Here is a 24,357-nt window from a genome sequence, read left to right as displayed (position 1 = left end):
AAATAATATAAAAAACATTACTCTGTTTCAAAACACCTGCAACAACTATTTTATTTATTACTCAACCATCTCTCTTAGCTTTAAAAAAATATTGTAAGCAAATATAAATGGGACAAAATGTAGAACAGCAAGTTGATCGTGAAGTAAAATCTATTCTGATCTCGCAACCGCCACCCGCTTCCGCCAAAAACCCTTACAGCGACTTAGCAGAAAAATATGGAATTAAAATAGATTTTCGTCAATTTATTCAAGTAGAACCGGTAACTGCCAAAGAATTTCGCCGCGAAAAAGCCAATCCCTCTGATTTTACTGCTATTATTTTTACGAGTAAAATGGCGATTGACCAGTTTTTTAATCTGTGTAACGAAATGCGCATTGCTATTTCACCGGATATGAAATATTTTTGTTCATCAGAGGCAATTGCTTTGTATTTACAAAAATTTATTGACTATCGCAAACGAAAAGTTTTCTATAATAAAAACAAAAAAAATGATTTGTTCAGTATTTTAGAAAAACACAAAAGCAAAGAAAAATTTTTGTATCCCTGCGCTAATGTGCGTACTAATGAAGTACCTGAGTTTTTGGCGAGTAAGGGTTTTAACTTTGCCGAAGCTGTGATCTATAATGTAGTAGTGAGCGATTTGTCGGATTTAAAAGATATTTTTTACGATATTATTGTGTTCTTTTCTCCTTTAGAAATAAAATCTTTATACGACAATTTTCCCGATTTTAATCAGAATAACACACGTATCGCCTGTTTTGGTCAGGCTACGGCTCAGGCTATTGCCGAGCGAGGGTTGCGATTGGATATCAATGCACCTACTGAACAAAATCCCTCTATGACGATGGCTTTAGATGCTTATATTAAGAAGGTAAATAAGGTATAGTCAATAACGGACAAAAGATAGTTTTTTTTCAGGCATAAAATGCTGAACAACACGATAAATTTTGACTAAAAAATTTTTTTTTCTATTTTTGGAAAAATTTTTATTTGACATACAATATTTTGTATATTGCTTTCGTTTAAAGTGAAAATCGGACGAAATGAAGTGCAAAAAGGTTGCATCAACTTAAAAAAAAATAAAAAAAGTATGGTGCTTTATGTATTTTAATAAAAATAATTTCTCAAATTAGCAACTTCAATGCTTTTTCGCCTTCAACTCTATTTTATAACAGTGTTTTTGTGGTGCTTTTCCGCAAAATCCCAGCAAGTGGCACAACTATCGCAGTGGACACAAGTTCCGATGTTGCTCAATCCGGCGATGAGTGTAGCACAGAAGGATATTCGCTTAGATGCGGGCTTCCGAAAACAGTGGGCTGGATTACAAGGTTCGCCGCAAACACAAATATTGGCAGTAAATTTGCCAATCGTTCATTGGAATACTGGAATAGGTGCTATAGTAGGTTATGAAACTATCGGCGCAGAAACAAATTTGTCGCTGGCAATAGCAAGCGGCTATCAGTGGAAAAAAAAGCGATATACGCTGGCAGTGGGTATAGCTGCCGGAATGACACAAAAAGGTATCAACGGGGCTGCATTGATAACACCGGAAGGCGACTATCAAAATAATATAAACCATGAAGATGCTTTGTTGCCTGTAAAAAATGTAGTATCTTGGCGACCCGATGCGACTTTTGGAATATATTTTGAGAACAAAAGCTGGAACATAGGTTGCTCCTTTCAACAATTGCTACCCTTTGATTACCAATTCAGTGATATAGGAAGCAGTTTGTATGTAGCCAAAAGCAATGTGCAGTTGTATATTATGCGAAAAATAGCACTCACTCGTCAATGGTCTTTGTTGCCTTGGGTAATTGCTAAAAGCGACGGCATACAACATCAGGCAGAAGTAGCATTGAATATAAAATACGAAGAGCGATTCAGAATAGGGGCTGCATACAGAGGTTTGAATAATGCAGATGCAGCAATAGCTTCGGCGAGTGTACAACTGAACAGTATCTGGACTTTGGGATACGCCTTTGAAATGCCTTTATCAGCTATACAGCAGGCAAGTTCTGCTTCGCACGAATTGTTTATAAGCTATCGGTTCAAAGGATTGTTGCCCGATGGCGATTATAAAAAACGCTACAATACGCGCTTTTTATAAAAAAGATAAAAAATAAAAATGATAACATATTTTTTTAAAAAAAAATTAAACTAACTAATTTTAAATACACTCTTTTAAGTTAAATAAAAAGATTTTCAAAGACTTATGAAGAAGATACTTTTAAGCGGTGTTATAGGCATCGGGCTTCTAACGATGGTTGGATGCGGTAAACAAAGTGCGGAAGCAAATGGGCAACTGATTGGTGTACAAAGCGAACAAGAGTGGCGCACCATTAATCCGTATGGAATGGTGTATATCCCTTCGGGAACGTTGAACATCGGACAGGCAGACCAAGATGTGAATGCCACCCTTACCCAACGCACCAAAGCCATTTCTATTCAAGGTTTCTATATGGACGAAACCGAAATCACCAACAGCGAGTACCGCCAATTTATTAATTGGGTACGCGACTCTATCGCTTTGACGAAGTTAGATGCCTTTATCGAAAGCGAAGACGGACAACAGCGTTTGGATTGGTCGTATCCGATTGATTGGGCTGCTGAAGGAGCTGACGCAGAAGCGTTGTCAGGTATGTTTTATACCGGTGACGATCAGTTCTGGGGAAGAAGAGAAGTAGATAAGCGACAACTCAAATTTGCTTATGAGTGGTACGATTGGAAAGAAGCTGCAAAAAACAATAAAGCAGACAAATCCGGTCAGACTCGCAGTGCCTATATTCGCAAAGAAGAAGTACTCATTTATCCTGATACTTTGTGCTGGATTGGCGACTTTTCTTATGCTTACAATGAGCCGATGACCCGCAATTACTTCTGGCACCCTGCTTTTGATGATTATCCGATTGTGGGCGTGGATTGGAATCAAGCCAATGCTTTCTGCGGCTGGCGCACTAAATTGTGGAATGACTTCGCCGGAGAAAACGGTGAAACAATGGGCGAAGACTTCCGTCTGCCTTTCGAACACGAATGGGAATATGCTTCTCGCGGCGGCTTGGAAGGAGCTCCTTATCCTTGGGGGGGACCTTATATTCGCAACGACAAAGGCTGTTTGTTGGCTAACTTCAAACCCGGTCGTGGCAATTATCCCGAAGATGGCGGTTTTTATACCGTAAAAGTAGGCTCTTATAACCCCAATGGTTATGGATTATACGATATGTCGGGCAATGTGTCAGAGTGGACTTCTTCTGCTTATTTTGAAAACGCCTACTCTTTCATACACGATATGAATCCGGATATTCGTTGGGACGTAAAAGAAGATGATGCCGTGACGCTTCGCCGTAAAGTATTGCGCGGCGGTTCTTGGAAAGATATAGGATATTATCTCCAAACTGGTACACGTCACTGGGAATATCAGGACACTTCTAAATCTTATATTGGTTTCCGTACTACACTCACGTTCTTAGGACGTTCTATGGGCGATTTTAAATAATATTCTTAGCATTATCTTTATAACAAGCCCTTATTTCTTTTTAAAATTATTTTTTTGATAAAAAACCAAATCTAAAAAATAGAGCAAGCCTTTTCATACAATGAATTAGAGAGGTTTGTTCTATTTTTTACATCATTGTTTTGCTGTAAAAAATTATAATCTAATCTAATCTAATCTTTTATTTAACAATAATCATTTATTAACTAATCCATTTTAAACAACAAAAGTATTATGTTTTGGGAATCATCGTGGTTTAAGTACCTCAAAAATCTCTTAATCGGTGTGGGTGCCGCTTTTATCATTCTCGGTGCCTTATTCAAAATTTTACACTGGAAAGGTGCAAACGAAATTTTGATGTATGCGATGTTTATGGAAGCTGCTATTTTCTTCATTCAGGGTATCATTCCTCCTGCAAAAGAATACGCTTGGGAACGTGTATATCCTGAATTAGCCGGAAAAGAACCTATTGCTCGTAAAGCCGCCGGTCCTTCTCTTACTCAACAATTAGATGCTTCTTTGGCAAATGCCCGTATCGGTGATGATTTGATTAACAGCTTGGGCAGCAATCTGAAATCTTTGGGTGACAATATCGGCAAATTGACTTCAGTAGCTGATACTGCTGCTGCTACACAAGAGTATGCCGCTAATGCCAAAGCTGCTGCCAAAGCCTTGGGCGATGTAAAAGTAGCCTATGGTAATGCTGCTTCTATTGCTGCTGATTTGGGTTCTGCTACCGAAGGCACAAAAGCTTATCACGAGCAAGTGCAAATGGTATCTAAAAACTTGGCTGCTTTGAATGCCGTGTATGAATTGGAGTTGCAAGACACCAACAACCACCTCAAAGCTATGAATAAGTTCTATGGTAACTTGACCAATGCTATCAACAACTTGAATGAATCGGTAGAAGACACCAAAGTTTATAAAGATCAACTTTCAAAACTCTCCAAAAACCTTACTTCTTTGAACGGAGTATATGGAAGTATGTTGAGCGCAATGGCACAAGGTGCTGCTGCAAGAGTATAAAAACTTTTTTTTGAAGGAAAATTTATTTTTTAACACTGAAAACAATCTTTATAGATGTCTATACCTAAGGAGCCGCGCCAGCAGATGATCAACATCATGTATTTGGTGTTGATTGCCCTCTTAGCGCTCAACGTTTCAAACGAAATTATCAACGCTTTTAAAATGTTAGATAAAGGTATTCAGGATTCTAACGTGTCCGTGGATAAAAAAGTATCTAACTCTATGAGAGCATTTGAAGAAGCTGTTAAGAAAAACCCCTCCGGTCAGAAATTTTTAGATGCTGCCGGACAAGCCAACAAATACGCCGATGAATTCGTAGCGTATGTAAGTGCCTATCAAAGATACTTTGAACAACCGCGCCGGTGGTTTGGATAGTACCGGTTGGGTAAGCAAATTGGACGACCAAGAAGCACCTACCAGTTATATGATAGATCAGGCAAAAGGATCTGAGTTGGAAGCCAAAATTTTAGAATACCGTCAAAAGTTTTTGGATTTATTCAAAGGATCTGACTTTTCTGATGCCGACCGCCAAGCGATGGACCAAGCCACCTTATTAAAAGTTGATCCTGTTCCGGCGGGTTCTGACCAAAAAGACTGGGCTACTTATACTTTCCACCAAATGCCGATTGTATCCGTAATTACCATGTTGGATAAATTTAAAGGTGATGCCAAAAATACAGCTTCGGCAGCCGTGGATAAATTAAAAAACCGCGTATCGCAAGAAGAGATATTATTCGACAGCTTTGACGTAGCGATTGTACCTAACAGCCGTAATTTTATTACTGGTGAAGATATTGAAGCCGAAGTATTTTTGACCGCGTCCAGTTCGCAGTCTAAACCAAGCATCAGTATCAACGGTCGCGGCTATCCGGTAGATGCTGGCGGTCGTGCAAAATATACTTCAAAAGCGTCCAGCCCGGGCAAACAAACTTTGAGTGCCAACATCAGCTACAAAGATGGTTTTGGTAATCAAAAAAGTGTAAATAAGTCTATTGACTTTAATATTATCACTCCACCAGACCACGTTGCAGTGGTATCTCCTACCAAAATGAATGTATTTTATATTGGTGTGGATAATCCTGTTTCGGCTTCTATTACCGGCTTGCGCGAAGACCAAACAAAGGCTTCTATCAGCAGTGGTTCGATGACTAAACAAGGACCGGGTAATTATGTAGTGCGTGTAACTGAGCCAGGTACTGCCAACGTAACTGTGAGTGGTACTAAAAAAGATGGTTCAGCTATCAGCAAATCGGTGGAATTTCGTATAAAACGTATTCCTGACCCTATTCCGAGAATTGGAAAATTGTCGGGTGGTTCTATGCCTTCGGGTGAATTTAAAGCCCAACAAGGTTTGCGTGCCGCTTTGGATGATTTTGTTTTTGATGCAAAATTTGATGTAAAAAGTTTTGAAATTACCCGCGCAGCCAAAGGTGCCGACTTGGAAATTAACTTGAATGGCGGTGCTATGTTTGACGGAAAATCGCGCTCGATGATAGATAAAGCAAAACCCGGTGATATTTATTACTTTGATAAAATTAAAGTGGTAGGTCCCGATGGTACACAGCGTATCTTATCTTCTATCGCATTTAAAGTAATGTAAAAAATATTTTTACAACAACACAATATTTTTTTAAAAGAATCGTTATATACACTCCAAAACAATTTTATACCGGAACAAATTTTTACATTGAAAACGGACTAAAATTTTGTAAAATTTAAAAACTAAGAACCCGAGATGAACAATTTTAAAAAAATGGTTTTGGCATTTTCTTTAGCCTGCGGCGTGATGACGGTGGCTGTGGCGCAAGAAACCAATACGCCAGAGAAGCCCGAAAAGCCCGGCTCTGTAGAATCGCCCGACACCGGAAAAGTATCTTTCGGTATCGGCAACTATTTTAAAGAGCCTTTGGTACAAGACGGTGCTTATGAAAAAATCGCAACGAAAGAGAAAATCGCATTGCCTTACGACCAAATTCGGGAAGCCGATGTGTTCTGGTCGAAAAGGGTTTGGAGAGTAATTGATGCCCGCGAAAAAATGAACGAAGCATTTATTAATGAAAAACAACCTTTTATTACGGTGTTGTTGCGTATTATGGAGGAACACCCCGATGTAGAAGTATTTACAGATGATACGTTCACAGAGCGTCAAAAAGTCGGCGATTTACAAGGTCGTTTAAGCAGCGTGGATACCACCATGGTATTTGATTTTGAAAAAGATGACTATGTACAAAAAGTTATCAAAAACGACATCAACCCTAAAGCTTACACTAAATTCCGTATTAAGGAAGACTGGCTCTTTGACGAAGAAACATCTACCATGGTGTCGCGTGTGATGGCGATTTCGCCTATCCGCGATGTACTAGATGCGAATACCGGAGAATCACGCGGTACGGAAGCCTTAGTATGGGTTTATTATCCAAGTATTCGTCCTTATTTGTGCAAATTTGAAGCAAATATGAACGAAAATGATGCGATAAAACTTACTTGGGAAGATGTATTTGAGATGCGTTTGTTCAGCAGTTATGTAATGAAAGAATCCAACCCAAAAGACCGCCGTATTTCCGAATACGCCACCGGTCGTGATGCTCAAATGGAATCGAAACGGATTATGCAAGAACTTCAAAATAAAGAACACGACTTGTGGGAGTACTAAACCCCCACTACATAGAGTTGGTTCAGTGATTTGAATTCTGATATTAAAAGCCCCTTTCCTTGAAAAAGAGAAAGGGGCTTTTTCTTGTATAATATACCGTATTTAAAAACGACTTATCTTTACCTCGCCTAAAAAGGCAATACAACCTCATCTTCTATTCTGCTACTTCACACACATGATATTTCCTATCGGCGACCAACAAGTTCAACGCGGCTATGTCCCCTTTTTTAGCTATAGTATTATTGCAGTCAATATTTTAATATTTATCTACCAGCTATTTTTGGGCGAATCAGTCGAGGATTTTATTAATACCTTCGGCGCAATTCCTGTATCTATCGTTGCTGGCAACCATTGGTATAGTTTGTTGAGTAGCATGTTTTTGCATGGTGGTTGGGCACATTTAGTAGGTAATATGATGTTTTTGTGGGTATTTGGAGATAATATAGAAGCCACTATCGGTAATATCAGGTTTTTTGTTTTTTATCTAGCGGGCGGCATCATTGCATCTTTAACGCATATTTATTTTAATATGGACAGCGACGCGCCTATGATTGGGGCGAGCGGGGCTATTGCCGCTGTATTGGGTGCATATCTGATACTTTTTCCCCACTCGCGCATTAAAATGTTAGTGGTGATTTTTTTCTACTCCTTTTATATCCGCGCTGTATTTTTTCTGCTGATATGGATTGTACAGCAGATCGTCAGTGTTTGGCTGGATATGAACGCCACTGATGTAGAAACAGCACAAAGCGGCGGTGTAGCTTGGTGGGCACATATCGGCGGCTTTGCCTTTGGTGTAGCAGCGGGTTTATTTTTCAAAATGGTATATCCCAAACCCGCACTGATGGTTACTGCACCACAAGAGGAAGAAGAATAAATATTTTAGTAAGTTTTTTTATTACAAAAAATTCGGGTTTAATTATATGTCTATGCGTTTTATCAATACCCTATCATCATCTTTTCAGCGTGCCACAGATGGCAGTTTGCTTGGTGTTTTCAGAGTTGTATTCGGGATATTAATGCTGTATAAAGTATTGACTTTAATACAAATAGATTTTGTAGAAAAAGGACTGCTGGCAACTAAATTCCTGTTTTATTACGAAGGGCTTTCATTTATCCGTCTGCTGCCTCCTTCTATTATGCGTGTTTTGCCCTGGGTACTGATAGGCTCCGCTTTTTGGATAATAACAGGGTGGCGAAGCCGCTGGGGAGCTTTGCTGTTTTTTATAACATTCAGCTATTTGGTACTCTTAGACAAAAGTTTGTACAGCAACCCTTTTTATTATTTTATGCTGATTTCTTTTTTGTTGGCTTGCACACGCAGCGACCATAATTTTTCGCTGAGATGTGTAATGCGCAACAAAACTTTTTGGGGAAATCCGATACCCGAATGGAATTTGCGGCTTTTCCAAATTCAGTTGGTAGTGGTATATTTTTACAGTTTTATGTCAAAAATAGGCTATGATTGGTTGGTGTCGCAAGAGCCTACACGCAGCATTTTGGCAACTTATATACAAAATGGACACTGGGCAGCTTCTTTATTGGGGCAAAATTGGGTGTTGCCACTTTTTAATTACGGAAGTATGTGCTACGAATTGCTGATTGCCGTTTTACTGCTGTTTACACGCACACGCCGCTTTGCTATTGTGCTATTGGTGGTGATGGCTACATTCAATATATTCCTTTTTGTGGAAGATGTCGTTGCGCCTTTATTGATGATGGCAAATGCCATTCTTTTGTGGAATTTGGGGCATAATTCTGCTGCCGTTGCAAATAAAAAACGCAGTAGTTTTGTATTGCAACCCTACCAACAAAAATTAGTATATGCTTATATCGCTTTTCAGGTATTGTTTCCGTTGAGGCATTATTTCGTAGCGGGCAATGTGCAGTGGGATAATATCGGCGGTCGGTTTGCGTGGTTTTCCCGTACCCACATCAAAGAATTGCCCAAAGGAGAAATCACTTTTTATATCGGCGAAAAAAGCGCACCGAAGATGATGCCGGTGGTGGCGGAACGCTTCATTAATACCCAACAAATACGCACCTTGCGCGAAGACCCGCGTATGCTGATACAATTTGCAGCATTTTTGGAAGAAATAGGCAAGCGTGAGCATTTTATACAGCCATTGATTCAGGTGGATAATTTTATCAGTCTCAACCGCCGCCCACCGCAACAAATTGTAAATTCGCAGCGCGATTTATTAGAAATTTATCATCAGCAACTTCCTTACAGCCAATGGATTATTCCGATGGAGTAGAGTATGTTATTGGATTTTGCTTTTTTTTGCCCCAAGTGCCAATACGTTTGAAAAATTTTTTGTAGGCATCTATATTGAACAAAGCAGAATCATTAGCAGATTTATATACCAAAAAAAATGCCAGCGGCAGTAGGAAAAAAGTTGCAAACCACGCTCCCTGCCAAGTGCCGACCGCAAACTCTTCAGCTAATTTTTTGCCAATGGTATCTAAAATATGAAACAACATAAAAAAGATAATGGACACGACCATCGGCATACCCAGCCCGCCCTTGCGGATAATAGCACCCAAAGGCGCACCTATCAAAAACAACACGAAGCAGGAAAAAGAAAGTGAATATTTTTTGTGTAAAGTGAGGCTATATTTCATTGCTCGCTCTTTGAGGTAGTTTTGTTGGGAGCGTGCCCAATCGGCGGTGCTTTTAGCGTTGCGGGCTTCATCAATGGCACGGCGAAACCAAGCAGAACGCTGTGCATTGCCTTCAACACACAACATCGCGGCAAAATTGTCGGTGGTGGCGGGGGCAGCAGAGGCGGGCTGAAAGTTTTTTTTCATAAATGAATACATCGGTTGCAGGCGTTCTTGTGTGCCGTGTGTAATTTTACCCAAATCATTTTGTAAGGAATCCAAATGATAACGCAATTGTGCCACACTCATCATCTGATGATTGGATTTGAATAAATTTTCGTCTTTCTTCTCAAAACCAAAATCGGATAAATCTATCAGCATTTCCAATTCCTCAAATTGCAGACGCACCTGCTCGCGGTTGATTTTTTTGGAATAATTGGTTTGGGGAGTTTCGGAAAGTTCCTCGTATTTTTTGCCGTTGTATAATTTGAAGCGCAAATATTTTCCGTCTTCGGTGGATACCATCTCGCCGCGCTCGGCAACAATGACATTGCTGCAACCGCGTCCGGAGGTGTGGTCGTAAATCATCACATCATTGATGCCGATATTGTCGGGATTTTTTGAGCCGATGCGCAAAATATAGCCCTCGATACCATCATAAAAAACACCCTCTTTGATGTTGATAACCGGACGCTGCTGCACCACCGAATACAGCAAAGTGCCGAATTTGAGGTTGGCAATGGGCAACATATAATTGGAAAACAAAAAAGCCACTGCCGACAACAGCAAAGCTACCGTAGCCAAAGGCAGCAAGATGCGTTGCAGCGAAATTCCCGAAGCCTTCATCGCCACTAACTCATAATGCTCGCCCAACTTACCGAAAGTGATGATTGCCGCCAAGAGCACTGCTATCGGCAAAGCCAAAGGCACTACACTCGCCGACAAATAGAATAGCAATTCGGTAACGATGCCCACTTCCAAGCCCTTGCCCACCAAATCGTCAATGTATTTCCATAAAAACTGCATAATCAGCACAAACAGTGCAATGAAAAAAGTGGCACTGAATGGCGCAAAAAAAGAGCGAAGCAGGAGCAGGTCTATTTTTTTCAAAGCTAAAAAATGCGGTATATAATGCTGTATAAATGAGATAATAACGGCAACACGCCCTTAATGTTCAATGGTTGCCGTCAAACCTCTGTCTAAAAGTGCATCTTTGAAAGGGAGCAGTTCGGTTTCTGTACCTTCTTTTACCGAGCATCTGCCTTTAAAATGCACAATTAGTGCGCACTGCTCGGCTTGCAGGGGGTGATGCTTGCAAATATCCACCAAACATTCTATTACCCAATCAAAAGTATTGACATCGTCGTTGTGCAATATCAATTTGCTGCTTTCCTCCAATAATTCGTCCAATAGTAAATCTACTTCTTTTTCAGGGCGAATTTGCACGGCAAATATTTCTTTTTTTAACATTCGGAATGAAAAAAATAGTCAATAATATGAATGGCTACAAAGTTACAAAAAATTAAGTGCTACGGTTTATTTACCTAAAGCAAAAAGCCCTGAAATATTTTATTTCAAGGCTTCTGCTACTTGAGCACACATTTTACTAATCCAAATATTAAGGTTACAACAAAATTTTTTTGATGTTAAATATTTTTTTACTTGGCTTTTTCGGCGGCTCGCAGGCATTTGAGCATTTGCGGCAAGCGGCTTGCCATATCGGCACTGATGGGTTTGTCAAAATTATTGCCTTCTGCCGTAGTGATGCGAATATCCGTAAAATTGCCGCTGCTGAGTTTGCTGAACGATGCCTCGTCGAGGTTGCAAGAGAATAAAGCTGTCCAGCGCGCTGCATCTTTGGTTTTTTCGGCGGTTACGGCTTCGTTGCTTTTGAGGGCGAGCGTGCTTTGGTCTTTAAACAGAAAAATAATTTCCTGACCTTCTGCCAACGAAAACGGCTCTGACGATAAATATTTGATTTCTAACCATTCGCGGCTTTTTTCATAGCGTCCTACCACCGACAAATTATTGCCGTTCACTTTATGCACCCACAATATGGCGGGTTTGCTGCGCACGATTTTTTCTTTGCTGAATTTGTCCAATTCGTTTTTTTCATACACACAATCCTGCGCCGCCAACGACACAGAAACCATCATTAAAAGAAAAGCAAAAATTATTTTTTTCATATTTTTATTTGAATGAATGTATTATTTTTCAATCATAAAGCCAATTAGAGTGCGAAAGAAATAAAAGGTTTAATGCCTGCATAATTTTTTAAGAAATATTTTGCACCTCCTGCTCCAATTCTTTCAAAGCCAGATAAGCCATCAACCCTACGCCGGTGTGCAAGGCTTCTTCGTCGATGTCGAAGGTGGCGGTGTGAATGTTGGAAATGATGCCGCGTGCTTCGTTGCGAATACCCAAACGGTAAAAACAAGCATCGGTTTGGTGGCTATAATAAGCAAAATCTTCTGCGCCCATTCGCAGTGGAATATCTACTACATTTTCTGCACCCAAAAACTCAAGGGCGGCGGCTTTGGTGCGGGCGGTGAGGGCTTCGTTGTTGAATAAAAAAGGATAACCCACCAAAATTTCTACTTCGCAGCGTCCGTCCATACCGGCGGCGATGCTTTGGGCAAGTTGCCGGATTTTTTCGTGGGCTTCAAAACGCCACGCTTCGTTCATCGCCCGAAAGGTGCCTTCAATGTGCACCTCGTCGGGGATTACATTGTTGTAGCCGCCTACTGATTCTATTTTTCCGAAAGATAATACGGTGGGCAAAGTGGGGTCGGCGCGGCGGCTCACGATTTGCTGGAGTGCCACAATAATGTTAGAAGCGATAAGAATAGGATCAATAAATTCGCGTGGACCTGCAGCGTGCCCGCCTTTTCCTATCACACGCAAGTGGATTTCATCGGCGGAAGCCATCGCCAAACCTGCCCGAAAACCCACTTTTCCGGCGGGCAAAGGCGGGTGTACATGCTGCCCGAAAATGGCAGATGGGCGCGGATTTTCCAAAACGCCCTCTTTTATCATCAGCGAAGCACCACCGGGGATTTTTTCTTCGGCGGGCTGAAAAATACATTTGACAGTGCCTTGCCATTCGTGGCGCAACTCGTACAAAATGCGGGTGACGGCGAGCAGATTGGCAGTGTGGGCATCGTGACCGCAGGCGTGCATCACTCCTTCGTTGCGCGATTTGTAGGGTACGTTGTTGGCTTCTGTGATGGGTAGCGCGTCGAAGTCGGCACGAAGGGCGATGCAGGCGGTGGCGGGTTGCTTGCCTTCGATCAGTGCTACCACGCCGTTGTCGGCGATACCGCTTTGAAAAGGTACGCCTATTTTTTGGAGTTCGGACTGGATATAGCGGGCGGTTTCGTGCTCTTGAAAAGAGAGTTCGGGGTGGGCGTGTAAATGGCGACGTTGGGCTACGGTGTCGGCGTGATATTGTGTAGCGAGGTGTTTAATGCGCGCTATGAGCTTCATAGTAAATTTGAGAAAGAATTACTCTGATGTAGTTGTTATAATAATGGCTTTATTTTTTACAAAGGTATATTAGTCGGTGATAGGCGGAGCAGCAGAATACGCACAAAAATAATAATTTAATTGGTTGTAGAAATTTTTTTCAAATGCTGCTAAAGAAAGTGGGGCTTTGCCATTTAGATAATTTTTCATTGTATTGATATGCAAACCGCAACTGCTCAATAACTCATAAACAGCTTTTGGGGTGCTGCCATAATAATCAGATGCTCCCAAACCATGTTCAAAAACAATAAGAGGCTGGCAACGGCGAATGGTTTGCTCTGCCCCTTTCAATACCAATAATTCTGCCCCTTCTACATCTATTTTCATTAATCTGATGTCGGTGGTAGCGGGCAATATATCATCTAAGCGGGCGGTGCGTACTGTAATAGTAGTATCTTCTTCGTGCGGACGGTCGTAGCGGCGTTTGAGCAAACCGCTATATGCCGGATTGGATACTACATAGTTAAAGGTAGTTTCTCCGTTTTTGTCGCTCAGAGCCACATCAAAAATATGGCAAGGGCGTGATTGATATTTTTGACGCAATGCCTTATACATATCCGGTATCGGCTCAAAGGCATAGTGCAAACCTTGCGGGGCATACCTCAACATAATATCTAATACCTCCCCTTTGTGGCAACCAATATCTATACAACTGCTACCAGCACGACACCACAAACGAATTAATTGTTCGCTCTGTTGGTCGTATTGTTGATTGAGTGTAAAAGCAATAGGTATTTTCTTTACCCATTTTTTTAATAAATCTTTCAAAGTTGCTATGTCGGTGAAATCAAAAAGGAGGGTTTACCATTGCGCATTGGGATAAGCGCGGGGCAGGAATTGCATCTCTGCCAAAATATATCCTAAGGCTTCGCTGTGTCTGCCTTGTGTGCTGCCTTGGAGCATCACTGTTTTTTCGGGAATTGTCAAGCCGTTTTCCTGAAAAAAACTTTGTATCTGCTGCTGCCAAGCGGCTTGCAAGGCGGCATAATCGGGCAATATACCTTCGGCTACCAAGGGAGCAATATTTGTTTCTTGTTCAAACAAGTCGGCAGTATATTTCCAGAGGGTATCCAAAGCATATTGAGTGCGGCGCAAACTCTCTGCCGTGCCGCCCGCCAAGCGTTTGAGCCATTGGCTGCTGTGGCGCAGGTGATAGGCACTTTCTTTGAGCGATTTGGCGGCAATAGCGGCAATGTGGGCATCGCTGCTGTGGCAAAGTGCTTCGTATATCAAATTCTGAAACACATCAAACAGATATTGTTTCATCATCGTAAAAGCAAAATCGCCGTTTTCCTGCTGCACCAAAAGGCAAGAGCGAAAATGCACCGCATCGCGCAAATAGGCGAGTTGGTCGGCGGTTTGTCCTTTGCCTTCGAGGGTGGCGGCGTACTCTAACCAATTTGTTGCCTGCCCGATGAGGTCGAGTGAGATATTCACCAAGGCAATATCTTCTTCCAAAGAATGGGCTTTGCTGCACCATTGCGAAAGGCGGTGTCCGGCGATGAGCGTACTATCTCCCAGGCGCACTACAAAATTAAAAAGCTGTCTTTGTTCGGTCATATTATTCTATAAAAAAAGACAAGAAAGAAAAATAAAAAGGTACTATAAGTTATGCACCGTATTACAGATGTTGTACGCCTTCAGGAATGGTGTAAAAGGTGGGGTGGCGATAGATTTTGTTGTCGGCAGGCTCAAAGAAAGCGGCGGCATCGGCGGGGCTGTTGGCGCAAATGTATTTGGCTTCTACTACCCAGATACTCACCCCTTCGCTGCGGCGTGTATATACATCGCGGGCGTTTTGAAGTGCCATGTCTGCATCATCGGCGTGTACGCTACCGACATGCTTATGAGGCAAACCGGCTTTGCTTTGTATAAACACTTCCCAAACAGGTGTATTGTTTTGCATATTAATCAATAATTAAAAGTTAAGACTGCAATATAGGGTTTTTAGTGCAGATTTACAAATAAATATAGCATGATTTTATTGTAAATTTCCTAATTCTTTGGCGCGTTCAAAAGCTGCTTGCACCCCCGAAATAATGTCGGGATTGAGTTGTTGTTGTTCAAAAGTGTGCAAAGCAGCTTCAGTAGTGCCGCCTTTGGAGGCTACGCGCCGTATCCACTCCTGACAACTCACATTTTTTTGCCCAGCAAATGCACCGAACCCAAAAATGTTTGCAGCACCAGCAATTCTGCCTGTGCTTCCGTAAATCCGATTTTCTGCGCCGCCTCCATCATCGCCTGCATAAAATAAAATACATAGGCCGGTCCGCTGCCCGACACCGCTGTAGCAGCATCTATGAGGTTTTCGTCATCTAAATACATCACTAAGCCGGTGGTACTCAACAGATTTTGTACGTTGATGAGTTCTTTGCGGCTCACTTCGTCGCGAGCAGTAAATGCTGTCATTCCCATACCGATTTGTGCGGGCAAATTTGGCATGGCACGCACTATTTTTTTTAGCCCCGTGCCTTGCTCTATAGTGTGGAGTTTTACTCCCGCCATAATAGACAACACCACTTGATTTTCGTGCAAAAATGGGCGTATGCCGCGATAGAGCAATTCGGCATCTTGTGGTTTTACTGCCAAAATAATCAATTCCATCTGGTTGATATAAGGGTCGGGAGTTCTATATATATTGCCCAAACCTTCGCGCTCCAACTCCTCACAGAGTGGTTCGTATATTTCCAAAATATGCAAATGACTCGGACGCAATACATGCGAGTCCAAAAAACTGCGGGCGTAGGTTTTTCCCATGTTGCCGCCGCCGATAATGAGTGTATTCAAAAGTATTAAAATTATTGGTGCAAAGGTAGCTAAAAAAATAAGAATGAGCGGGTGTGCAAATTGCGGTATTTCCTGCTTTTTCCCGAATTTTTTTTAAAAAAAGCAATTGCCGAATTAATATTTCTATTGCTCAATATTTGTCTTTTTACAAAAAAAAACAGACGTGCTGAATATGCTGTCGTTTGAAATGCCTTTTTTTACATAAACTTTAATATATTTACGCGCTTTTTGTGTCGCTGATTCAGGAGTGAATGATTTTTTTAATTCAAGTCGGCTATTTTTTGTTTTTTAAAAAAAAACCTTTGTTCAGATTATTTACAACAACAATAAATTATCTATAATATATGTCATCAAAACCCGAACTCATTACACAAAAAATGCTCAAACACGACTCTTTCAGTGCGTGGTTGGGTATTGAGTTGGAAACCATCGGCGAAGGCACTTGCACCCTCGCCCTGAGCGTAAGACCCGAAATGGTCAACGGATTCGGAGTGGCACATGGCGGCATCTCCTACGCCCTCGCCGACTCCGCCTTTGCTTTTGCCTGCAACAGTTTTGGTTTGCAGAGCCTCTCCATTGAAACGTCTATCAGCCATTGCAAAACCATTCAAATCGGTGACCGCCTCCAAGCCGTAGCTACCGTGCAACAAAACGGCAAGCGCGTAGGAACTTATTATGTAGAAATCCGCAATCAACACAACGATATTGTGGCTCTTTTCAAAGGCACTTGCTACAAAACTGCCAAAGAATGGGAAGTATAAAAAGAAACTGCATTTTGATTATCTGCCAAAAAATCGTATTTTTACACACCAATAATCAGTCCTCTTTATTTATAAAAATATTATGAATTTTCAACTTTCAGAAGAGCATTTGCTCATACAAAAAGCAGCACGCGACTTTGCTCAAAACGAACTCAAACCCGGTGTTATTGAGCGCGACAGCACAATGAGCTATCCTGCCGAACAAGTAAAACGCATGGGCGAACTTGGATTTTTGGGTATGATGGTAAGCCCCGAATACGGCGGTGGCGGTATGGATACCGTATCCTATGTGCTGGCGATGGAGGAAATCTCAAAAGTGGACAGCTCCTGCTCGGTGATTATGTCGGTGAATAACTCTTTGGTGTGTTGGGGTATTGAAACATATAGCAACGAAGAACAAAAACAAGCCTATCTGCCGCGTTTGGCAAGCGGTGAAATTGTGGGGGCTTTTTGCCTCTCCGAACCCGAAGCGGGCAGCGATGCCACGAGCCAGCGTACCACCGCCATTGATATGGGCGATTATTATTTGCTCAACGGTACTAAAAACTGGATCACCAACGGCAAAACCGCCGGTGTATATATTGTAATTGCACAAACCGATGTAACTCAAGGTTCGAAGGGTATTAATGCTTTTTTGGTAGATGCTCACAGCGAAGGCGTGAGCACCGGACACAAAGAGGATAAAATGGGTATTCGCGCTTCCGACACCTGCTCAGTGATGTTTCAAGATGTGAAAGTACCCAAAAACCGCCGCATCGGTGCAGACGGCTTCGGCTTTAAATTTGCCATGAAAACTTTGGCGGGCGGGCGCATCGGTATCGCTGCACAGGCTTTGGGTATTGCTTCGGGTGCGTATGAGTTGGCTTTGGCTTATAAGCTTTTGGTGTGCCTATCAATAAACACCAAGCTATCCAGTTTAAACTTGCGGATATGGCTACCGACATTGAAGCTGCCCGCTTGCTCTGTTTAAAAGCTGCTTACGAGAAAGATGAGCATTTGGATTATACGCTCTCCGGCTCTATGGCAAAAGTATTTGCTTCTGAAACCGCCATGCGCGTCAGCACTGAAGCTGTACAAATACACGGCGGATATGGTTATGTAAAAGAATATCATGTAGAACGCCTGATGCGCGATGCCAAAATCACACAAATTTACGAAGGTACTTCGGAGGTGCAGCGCATTGTGATTTCGCGCAGCGTATTGAAATAAAAAATACTTTTTACCGAATTACAAAGAAAAGATATACCAGCCTATAAGGTTTTAAAGCCTTATAGGTTTTTTTACGTTTTTTTGATTGTTTTTGAATAAAAATGCTATGCTGCTGTCTTTAGCTTTTTATCGTTTGGCTGTGAAAACTTATACTGCCGCTATCGCGCTCGCTGCTCCTTTTCATCAAAAAGCTAAGGCGTGGACAGCGGGCAGAAAAAACTGGCGCAAACAAACAGCACAACAGTTGCCCCCAAAAACCGCCACCCTCCGGCGTGTGTGGGTGCATTGTGCTTCTTTGGGAGAATTTGAACAGGGACGACCCCTCATTGAAAGCCTTACGCAACATTATGGCAGCGATGTAGAAATTATCCTCAGTTTTTTTTCGCCTTCGGGCTACGAAGTGCGCCGCAATTACCCTTTGGCGGCGGCAGTGCTTTATATGCCCGCCGATACTGCCGCCAATGCCCGCGATTTTTACGACCTCGTGCAGCCCGACCTTGTTGTTTTTGTGAAATACGAAATATGGTATTTCTTTTTGCAGGAGGCACACCAACGGCAAATTCCGGCAGTGCTGATTTCGGCTTATTTTGACAGCAGCAAGCCTTATTTTAAATGGTACGGTGTTACTTTGCGCAAGGCATTGCATTTTTTTGATAAAATATTTGTACAAAATGAAAACTCTCTGCGGCTTTTGCAGCATATCGGCATTGCGCATTGCCAAATTGCTCCCGACACCCGCTTCGACCGCGTGGCTGCCACTGCTGTTTCCCACGCTGCCGAGTTGCGCTGGCTCGCCGATTTTAAACAAACTCAACCTTTGATAGTGGCGGGGAGCACCTGGCAAGCCGATGAAGCGGCTTTGGTGCTATGGAGCGCACAAAAGGAAGCTGCATCTTGGAAAATTCTTATCGCTCCGCACGAAATCAATGAAAAAGAAATAGTTGCTTTGTGTGAGGTGTGGCAAAACAGGGGCGTTGTGCGCTATACACAATTGCAGGCAGCCGACCAACCAGAGGCTTTGCTCGCCCGCGCTCAGGTGCTGATATTGGATACTATCGGGCTGCTGTCGCAATGCTACCGCTATGCGGATATAGCGTATATCGGCGGCGGATTTGGCAAGGGAATACACAATATTTTGGAGGCGGCGGTTTTTGGTGTGCCTTTAGTTTTTGGCAAAAAGTACCAATCTTTCAACGAAGCGGTGGAGTTGGTGGCGGCGGGAGGTGCAGTGGCGGCAGCTACTCCCGAAAATGCCGCCGTCCTGCTCGGCGAACTGTGTTGCCACGAACCAAAAAGGCGGCAAAGGGGCAGCATCAATGCCCAATATGTGCAACAACGGCGCGGCGGAACGGCAATTATTATGCACTATATACAGCAATTATTGAAAAAATAAAGGCGGTGTATGTTTGGGAAATTTAATAAACTCCGTACAAAAAAAAGATTTTGTAGTAATATGTTGCTACAAATTTTTCAACAGCTCCGTCAGCAAAATGGATAATTGCGCATCGGCTTGGTTGGCGGTATCTACTATTTCCTGAATATCATTGACGGGTCTGATGCGATCGGGGTCGCAATTGTTGGTGAGTATCGAAATTGCGAGGCAGGGTATTCCTAATTGTTTGGCTACAATGGCTTCGGGAACGGTACTCATTCCTACGGCATCTGCTCCGGTGAGGCGCATAAAACGATATTCTGCTTTGGTTTCAAACTGGGGACCCAATAAAGCTACATAAATGCCCGAAGGGAGTTTTATTCCTTTTTCGGCGGCTATATCGCTTACCTTTTTTCGGAGTACTGCGCTGTATGGCTCGTACATATCCACAAATCGCTCGCCAAAATCATTGATATTGGACAGATTCAAAGGCGAATCGCTCATGAGATTTATATGGTCTTCGATGAGCATCAGGTCGCCTCGGTTGAACGCCGGATTAAGCCCGCCAGCGGCATTGCTGATTAATAAATTATCAATACCAAGTGCGTGCATTACGCGCAAAGGATAGGTGACTTGCGCAGCCGTATAACCTTCGTATAAATGAAAGCGACCTTGCATTACTATCACTTTTTTGCCTGCAACAGTGCCAAATATTAAATTGCCCTCGTGAAAAGTAACCGTAGAAAGTGGAAAATGGGGAATTGATGAGTAGGGGATTATCTGTGCTTGCTCTATTTGTTGCACTATCCTGCCTATTCCGGAGCCTAAGATAATACCGGCAGCAGCACCCTCAAAACCGCGTTCACGCAAATAGGCTGCACTTTCTTGAATGTTTTGTAATGTAATCATGGAAAAATTAAAATAATGTATTGGGTAAGATATTTTTTTTTAAAAACACACCTTACCGCGTTTTTGAATTTAGATTTAAAGCCGCCACTATTGACAGAATCAATGACAATGAATTGATATGCCTTCAACTTTTTCAAAGAATATCTTCTTTTGCTCGGTACTTATTCTATATCACTGCGGCTTTGGGGTATATCGTTTCCGCAACAAAAAATACATCGCCAAACCAGCTGCTACCAAACCAAGTGCAATAATCTGCGACAGCGACAAATGTAGCCCCAACACATCATAGCGTGGATTGACCCGTATGGCTTCGATGCTGAAACGCTCTATGCCGTTGAAGATGAGATACAGCGCAAACAACAGCCCGGGATAAGGCGTGAGTTTTTTGCGCAAACGCCACAAAAGGGCAGCGATAAGCAGACCCAGCGCAAATTCGTATAAAGGGGTAGGAAATACGGGCGGCTGCAACACAAAACAATACTCGCCTTCGCAGTTCGGAATGGGTACGCCCTCTTTGGCTACATTGTGCGGATAATCAAAAGCCCATAACCATTGCGGCAAAAAAGCGGGTTTGGCGGCGGTATTTACAATGCCCCAGTCGCCATCGCCGGCAAAGTGGCAGCCGAGCCGCCCAATGCCATAAGCCAAAATTAAGCCGGGGGCGGTAGCGTCCATAAAGCGCAGCAAAGGAATTTGTTTTTTGCGGGCAAAATAGATGAGGGCGATGGTGGCAAAAATAAGACCGCCGTAAAAGGTAAGCCCCGAAAACGACAAAAGGCTGCCGAGGGGGTCGCGCACGAAATCGTTCCAGTTTTCGAGGCTGGAAAATACCTTGGAACCCAACACGCCAAACAAAGCCGCTATCACTACTATATCCATCACGCGCTGGTGCGGATATACCATTTCCTGTACTTGTTGTGGGCGGGGCAGGGCTTGGCGGTTTTTGTCGTAATAAAAATAAGCTCCCATCGCCACGGCACCGATGATACCCGCCCACAGATTGCCTTGGGTGTTGGCAATAAATTGTTCGGGTGCGCGGGTAAATGCGCTGAGGTGCTGCACTATCCAGCCCAATTTATAAAACAGCACAAAACCCACCACACTTTGGAGCAATACCTCGTGCCATTGCGCCCGCACGCCTATCAGGTGGGTTTCTTTTACGGCTTTGAGCAAACCCGCATCTTCCAAACGCCGAAACTCTACATACAATAAATAGGCAGCCGCCACAAAAGAAAGTGCCATCAGGAAGCCAAACACTTTGAACAGCGACAAAAAAGGCAAATCAATGCCGAAGGTGTATTTGAAAAATTCGTAGAATGATGCGTACATAAGCCGAAACAAGGGTAAATGGAAAGCGCAAAGGTAGCAAAATTAAGCTTATTGGCGTATATTCGGGTGTTGAGAAAGTTGGAAAGCCTGAGCAGTAAAGTTTTTTTTTGCCCTTTGAGTGTTCAGCATATATTTACCTCTGATGAGCCGGATAAAAAATTTTCGTGCGTAGTTTTTACGCTGACTGCTAAGGGTTTTGGGGGGTGGCATTCGGGCGGGTTTTGGAGTGCAAAGCTGACAAACTGCACTGAACTTGAATAGAAGCACAAAGTTCCAATTTTGCATGTCACTCGCCATTGAGCCAAATGTGTATTATCGGCAGAACTTCTTTTTGTCAGTTGAGTATTGGTTCCATAAAACAGTCTAAAAATTCTTCTGTTACTCCTTTTAGTTTTCGTCTTTGGCAAAGTGCATAAAGTTCTTCAACTGCCGAATATGTAAAATATCTTGTGTCCAAGTCTCTAAACTGTGGTTTATTAGCTTCCTTAATTACTTTGTCTCTGTCTTCGTCAGGTGCAACAATTACATATCTTGTCGGGAATGGTGGAAATTTGTCTTTGAAGTTTTTCATTCTGCTAAGTCCACTTGTTACACCTGTTGAATGTTCAACTTCCATAACTGCTGGCATAAGTTTTCCATTCTTAAACCAAATGCAGTCAATCAGTAAAGCTGCTTGAATTGCATCGTCATAAGCTGTCATTAGTTTTTCGTCTTTCAATGAAGCAATAACGCCATCAAATTCTCCAATTCTTTTGTTTTGATATAAAATACCTTTGTCATTTTGAGCAATCCAAGTTCTAAAGTTTAGTTGCTTCCCGATAAAATAAAGTGCTATTTGGATTTGAGCGTGTCGTCTTTGTATATCAAGATTGATTTCTTGTCGCTCAAACGTATCAGGTAAAACAAGAGAGTCATAAAATGCGTCTAATGCTGGAATTTCAGAAATTACAATATCCGTTTCCATTTTGACTAAAACACCAAGTCTGTGCGGTGCGTCAGGATTCCAAATTAAATGCTTGTGTCCGTGTTTGATTGTTGTGTGTCCGCCCTTGTTTTCAATTCTTCCGGGATAGCAAAAATAAAATTCAGGTGTGTGTGCCAAAAGTGCTTCAAAAACACTTCTTGTATTATAACTTGCTCCTAAAATTCTGTCGATATTGATTGGTTGATTAACATTGAAAGCATTTGCAACTCTCCAAATCAATTCACTTGAAATACTCTCAACTTTTTGATTTGCTTCAGTTTCTCCGGCAAAAGGATTCCACCTTTTAATTCTTATCGGACCTTCAGGCAAGTCAGCTCCTTCAATTCTTATTACTCCCTTTGTTTTCGGGCTAACGTAATTGTAAACCTGTTTTTTATCTAACTGGTTTATGTAAGCCACAAGGTTACTTGCTGATAGTTTCCGCATATTTTAATTCTTCTGATTTAATTTTTTCAATAAAAACACTTATCGTTTCTGCAAGTCCTTTTGCAGCAAGATAAGGGACACCATTGCCAATGGTCTTAAACATATTTGATAATGAAATATGCTCTGGTATAATAAAATTCTTTGGTAACGATTGTATAGCTAATGCTTCGGCTGCTGAAATTCTTCTTGGCTTGTATGGGTGTAAATGAACTTCATTGTTTCCGTATGCTGCTGTTGGGGAATATCTCCAACGGTGAAGCCTTTTATATGACTTTTTTAAATCGTCTCCTTCTTGGATTGATAAAAATTTTGAAAGTCCGGCTCTTGGCTGAAAATAGTGTTCAGCGTTTGGGTGATTTTCTACATCATTTTTGTCAAACCAATATTGAACTGTTAGTTTTTTGTCAATTCCTTTTGGGAATGGTTTTTCTTGGTTGTTTAAAAATGGTTCTTGTTTTGGCCAATTTTTGGAAAGTATTTCTTTTGCTGTGTAAATAGTTTTAGCGTTCCAATCAAAAGATTTTAGAATAGGTGAGCCGTTTAATTCCATTCCTAAATCACTCAATACATTTCGTTTGAACCCAATTAGGATTATTCGCTCTCTGTCTTGCGGTGTTCCAAATTCAATTGCGTTGATTAGCTTTTCTGTCAAATAGTAGCCGTTTGAAATAAGTTTTAGTTTTACTTCATCAAAAAATGCTCTATGCTTTTTTGTTCTGTAAAGTCCTTTTACGTTTTCAAACAGGAAAAAGTCTGGTTGGTTTCTTACAATTAATTCTATGTAGGTTTCTGATAGTTTACCATTCTCGCCTGCAATTCCTTTGTTTTTTCCACCAACCGAAAAGTCAGGACAAGGCGGACCACCAATAAAACCAACTAAGTCAAAGTTCTTTTTTGATTCTTGTATGTTTTTTCTTAGTGTCTCAGCTTTTTCATTTTCAAGAAATGCACATATGTCGTCCGTGCTGTGTCCAAATATTGGTTCTTTTATTTTAAGTCCTTTCCTTGAAGCCTTGTAAACTTCCATAAAAGGTTTGTGGTATTCGTTGACAAAAACAGTTTCAAAGCCTTGAGTTGTCTCGAAACCCAAGTCAAGGAAGCCTGCTCCTGCGAAAAAGGAAAAGATTCCAATTTTTGTTTTATCGTTGTCTGTCATAAGGCAAATTTACAATTTATATTCTGTCTTTAGTTCGTTTGCACTGTCGTTTTTTAGTCTTGCTACCCCTCAATATTGCATATATCTTCTTATTATTCTCTGAATTGGGTTTGTTCAAAAAGCC

At 41.9% G+C, this 24,357-nt stretch carries 22 protein-coding genes and 2 pseudogenes; 12 read left to right on the top strand and 12 right to left on the bottom strand.

Annotated features, from left to right (window positions below):
* Positions 1–107: 107 nt before the first annotated feature.
* From IPL35_02275 to IPL35_02235, 9 genes are all read left to right on the top strand, one after another.
* Positions 108–887: a uroporphyrinogen-III synthase gene (locus IPL35_02275; GenBank protein MBK8442294.1), complete on the top strand. Its 780-nt coding sequence runs from the start codon at positions 108–110 to the stop codon at positions 885–887.
* A gap of 255 nt (positions 888–1,142) precedes the next feature.
* Positions 1,143–2,108 (top strand): PorP/SprF family type IX secretion system membrane protein, encoded by a 966-nt coding sequence (locus tag IPL35_02270; GenBank protein MBK8442293.1) that lies wholly within the window; start codon positions 1,143–1,145, stop codon positions 2,106–2,108.
* Between the two features lie 105 nt (positions 2,109–2,213).
* Positions 2,214–3,494, top strand: coding sequence for an SUMF1/EgtB/PvdO family nonheme iron enzyme (locus IPL35_02265; GenBank protein MBK8442292.1), 1,281 nt, complete (start codon positions 2,214–2,216; stop codon positions 3,492–3,494).
* Between the two features lie 231 nt (positions 3,495–3,725).
* Entirely contained in the window at positions 3,726–4,517 is a 792-nt protein-coding gene (gene gldL, locus IPL35_02260; GenBank protein ID MBK8442291.1) for a gliding motility protein GldL, read from the top strand.
* 54 nt (positions 4,518–4,571) lie between these two features.
* Positions 4,572–4,892 carry a hypothetical protein gene (locus IPL35_02255; protein MBK8442290.1) on the top strand — a complete coding sequence of 107 codons (321 nt, stop codon included), beginning with the start codon at positions 4,572–4,574 and terminating at the stop codon, positions 4,890–4,892.
* Positions 4,864–6,117: a hypothetical protein gene (locus IPL35_02250; protein ID MBK8442289.1), complete on the top strand. Its 1,254-nt coding sequence runs from the start codon at positions 4,864–4,866 to the stop codon at positions 6,115–6,117. The genes IPL35_02255 and IPL35_02250 overlap by 29 nt, the downstream gene beginning before the upstream one ends.
* A 159-nt stretch (positions 6,118–6,276) precedes the next feature.
* Complete coding sequence (gldN, locus tag IPL35_02245; GenBank protein ID MBK8442288.1) at positions 6,277–7,170, top strand: gliding motility protein GldN; 894 nt, start codon at positions 6,277–6,279, stop codon at positions 7,168–7,170.
* Between the two features lie 175 nt (positions 7,171–7,345).
* A complete protein-coding gene (locus tag IPL35_02240; protein MBK8442287.1) occupies positions 7,346–8,047 on the top strand; it encodes a rhomboid family intramembrane serine protease in 702 nt (233 codons plus the stop codon).
* Positions 8,048–8,093: 46 nt separating this feature from the next.
* The gene (locus IPL35_02235; protein ID MBK8442286.1) at positions 8,094–9,428 is read left to right on the top strand and encodes an HTTM domain-containing protein; all 1,335 of its coding nucleotides are present in this window, start codon (positions 8,094–8,096) and stop codon (positions 9,426–9,428) included.
* Here the strand turns inward: IPL35_02235 and IPL35_02230 are convergent.
* From IPL35_02230 to IPL35_02195, 8 genes and pseudogenes are all read right to left on the bottom strand, one after another.
* Positions 9,412–10,884, bottom strand: a complete 1,473-nt coding sequence (locus IPL35_02230; GenBank protein ID MBK8442285.1) for an LptF/LptG family permease — start codon at positions 10,882–10,884, stop codon at positions 9,412–9,414. The genes IPL35_02235 and IPL35_02230 overlap by 17 nt on opposite strands.
* Before the next feature lie 57 nt (positions 10,885–10,941).
* Positions 10,942–11,244 (bottom strand): ATP-dependent Clp protease adaptor ClpS, encoded by a 303-nt coding sequence (locus IPL35_02225; protein MBK8442284.1) that lies wholly within the window; start codon positions 11,242–11,244, stop codon positions 10,942–10,944.
* 188 nt (positions 11,245–11,432) lie between these two features.
* Positions 11,433–11,960, bottom strand: coding sequence for a hypothetical protein (locus tag IPL35_02220; GenBank protein ID MBK8442283.1), 528 nt, complete (start codon positions 11,958–11,960; stop codon positions 11,433–11,435).
* An 88-nt stretch (positions 11,961–12,048) separates the two neighbouring features.
* Positions 12,049–13,260 (bottom strand): amidohydrolase, encoded by a 1,212-nt coding sequence (locus IPL35_02215; protein ID MBK8442282.1) that lies wholly within the window; start codon positions 13,258–13,260, stop codon positions 12,049–12,051.
* 69 nt (positions 13,261–13,329) lie between these two features.
* The gene (locus IPL35_02210) at positions 13,330–14,067 is read right to left on the bottom strand and encodes an FkbM family methyltransferase (GenBank protein ID MBK8442281.1); all 738 of its coding nucleotides are present in this window, start codon (positions 14,065–14,067) and stop codon (positions 13,330–13,332) included.
* Positions 14,068–14,100: 33 nt separating this feature from the next.
* On the bottom strand, positions 14,101–14,859 hold the full coding sequence (paaC, locus tag IPL35_02205; protein ID MBK8442280.1) for a phenylacetate-CoA oxygenase subunit PaaC: 759 nt from the start codon (positions 14,857–14,859) through the stop codon (positions 14,101–14,103).
* 61 nt (positions 14,860–14,920) lie between these two features.
* Complete coding sequence (gene paaB, locus IPL35_02200) at positions 14,921–15,205, bottom strand: 1,2-phenylacetyl-CoA epoxidase subunit B (protein ID MBK8442279.1); 285 nt, start codon at positions 15,203–15,205, stop codon at positions 14,921–14,923.
* Positions 15,206–15,280: 75 nt separating this feature from the next.
* Positions 15,281–16,086 (bottom strand): annotated as a pseudogene (locus tag IPL35_02195) (pyrroline-5-carboxylate reductase).
* Between the two features lie 344 nt (positions 16,087–16,430).
* On the opposite strand from IPL35_02195, the gene IPL35_02190 reads away from it, so the two are divergent.
* The 3 genes and pseudogenes from IPL35_02190 (at position 16,431) to IPL35_02180 (ending at position 19,449) form a co-directional block, all read left to right on the top strand.
* On the top strand, positions 16,431–16,847 hold the full coding sequence (locus IPL35_02190) for a hotdog fold thioesterase (protein MBK8442278.1): 417 nt from the start codon (positions 16,431–16,433) through the stop codon (positions 16,845–16,847).
* A gap of 82 nt (positions 16,848–16,929) precedes the next feature.
* Positions 16,930–18,056 (top strand): annotated as a pseudogene (locus tag IPL35_02185) (acyl-CoA dehydrogenase family protein).
* 106 nt (positions 18,057–18,162) lie between these two features.
* Complete coding sequence (locus IPL35_02180; protein MBK8442277.1) at positions 18,163–19,449, top strand: 3-deoxy-D-manno-octulosonic acid transferase; 1,287 nt, start codon at positions 18,163–18,165, stop codon at positions 19,447–19,449.
* A 66-nt stretch (positions 19,450–19,515) separates the two neighbouring features.
* Here IPL35_02180 and IPL35_02175 read toward each other — a convergent pair whose 3' ends face one another.
* The 4 genes from IPL35_02175 to IPL35_02160 form a co-directional block, all read right to left on the bottom strand.
* A complete protein-coding gene (locus tag IPL35_02175; protein ID MBK8442276.1) occupies positions 19,516–20,337 on the bottom strand; it encodes a purine-nucleoside phosphorylase in 822 nt (273 codons plus the stop codon).
* A 171-nt stretch (positions 20,338–20,508) separates the two neighbouring features.
* Positions 20,509–21,666, bottom strand: coding sequence for a prolipoprotein diacylglyceryl transferase (locus IPL35_02170; GenBank protein MBK8442275.1), 1,158 nt, complete (start codon positions 21,664–21,666; stop codon positions 20,509–20,511).
* A gap of 334 nt (positions 21,667–22,000) precedes the next feature.
* A complete protein-coding gene (locus IPL35_02165) occupies positions 22,001–23,077 on the bottom strand; it encodes a restriction endonuclease (protein ID MBK8442274.1) in 1,077 nt (358 codons plus the stop codon).
* Positions 23,055–24,233 carry a DNA cytosine methyltransferase gene (locus IPL35_02160; protein ID MBK8442273.1) on the bottom strand — a complete coding sequence of 393 codons (1,179 nt, stop codon included), beginning with the start codon at positions 24,231–24,233 and terminating at the stop codon, positions 23,055–23,057. The genes IPL35_02165 and IPL35_02160 overlap by 23 nt, the downstream gene beginning before the upstream one ends.
* Between the last annotated feature and the right edge of the window lie 124 nt (positions 24,234–24,357).

Source organism: Sphingobacteriales bacterium, assembly GCA_016711285.1.
Classification (GTDB): domain Bacteria; phylum Bacteroidota; class Bacteroidia; order Chitinophagales; family UBA2359; genus JADJTG01.
The sequence above is the reverse complement of the archived record's forward strand: the minus strand, read 5'-3'. Positions and strand labels throughout refer to the sequence as shown.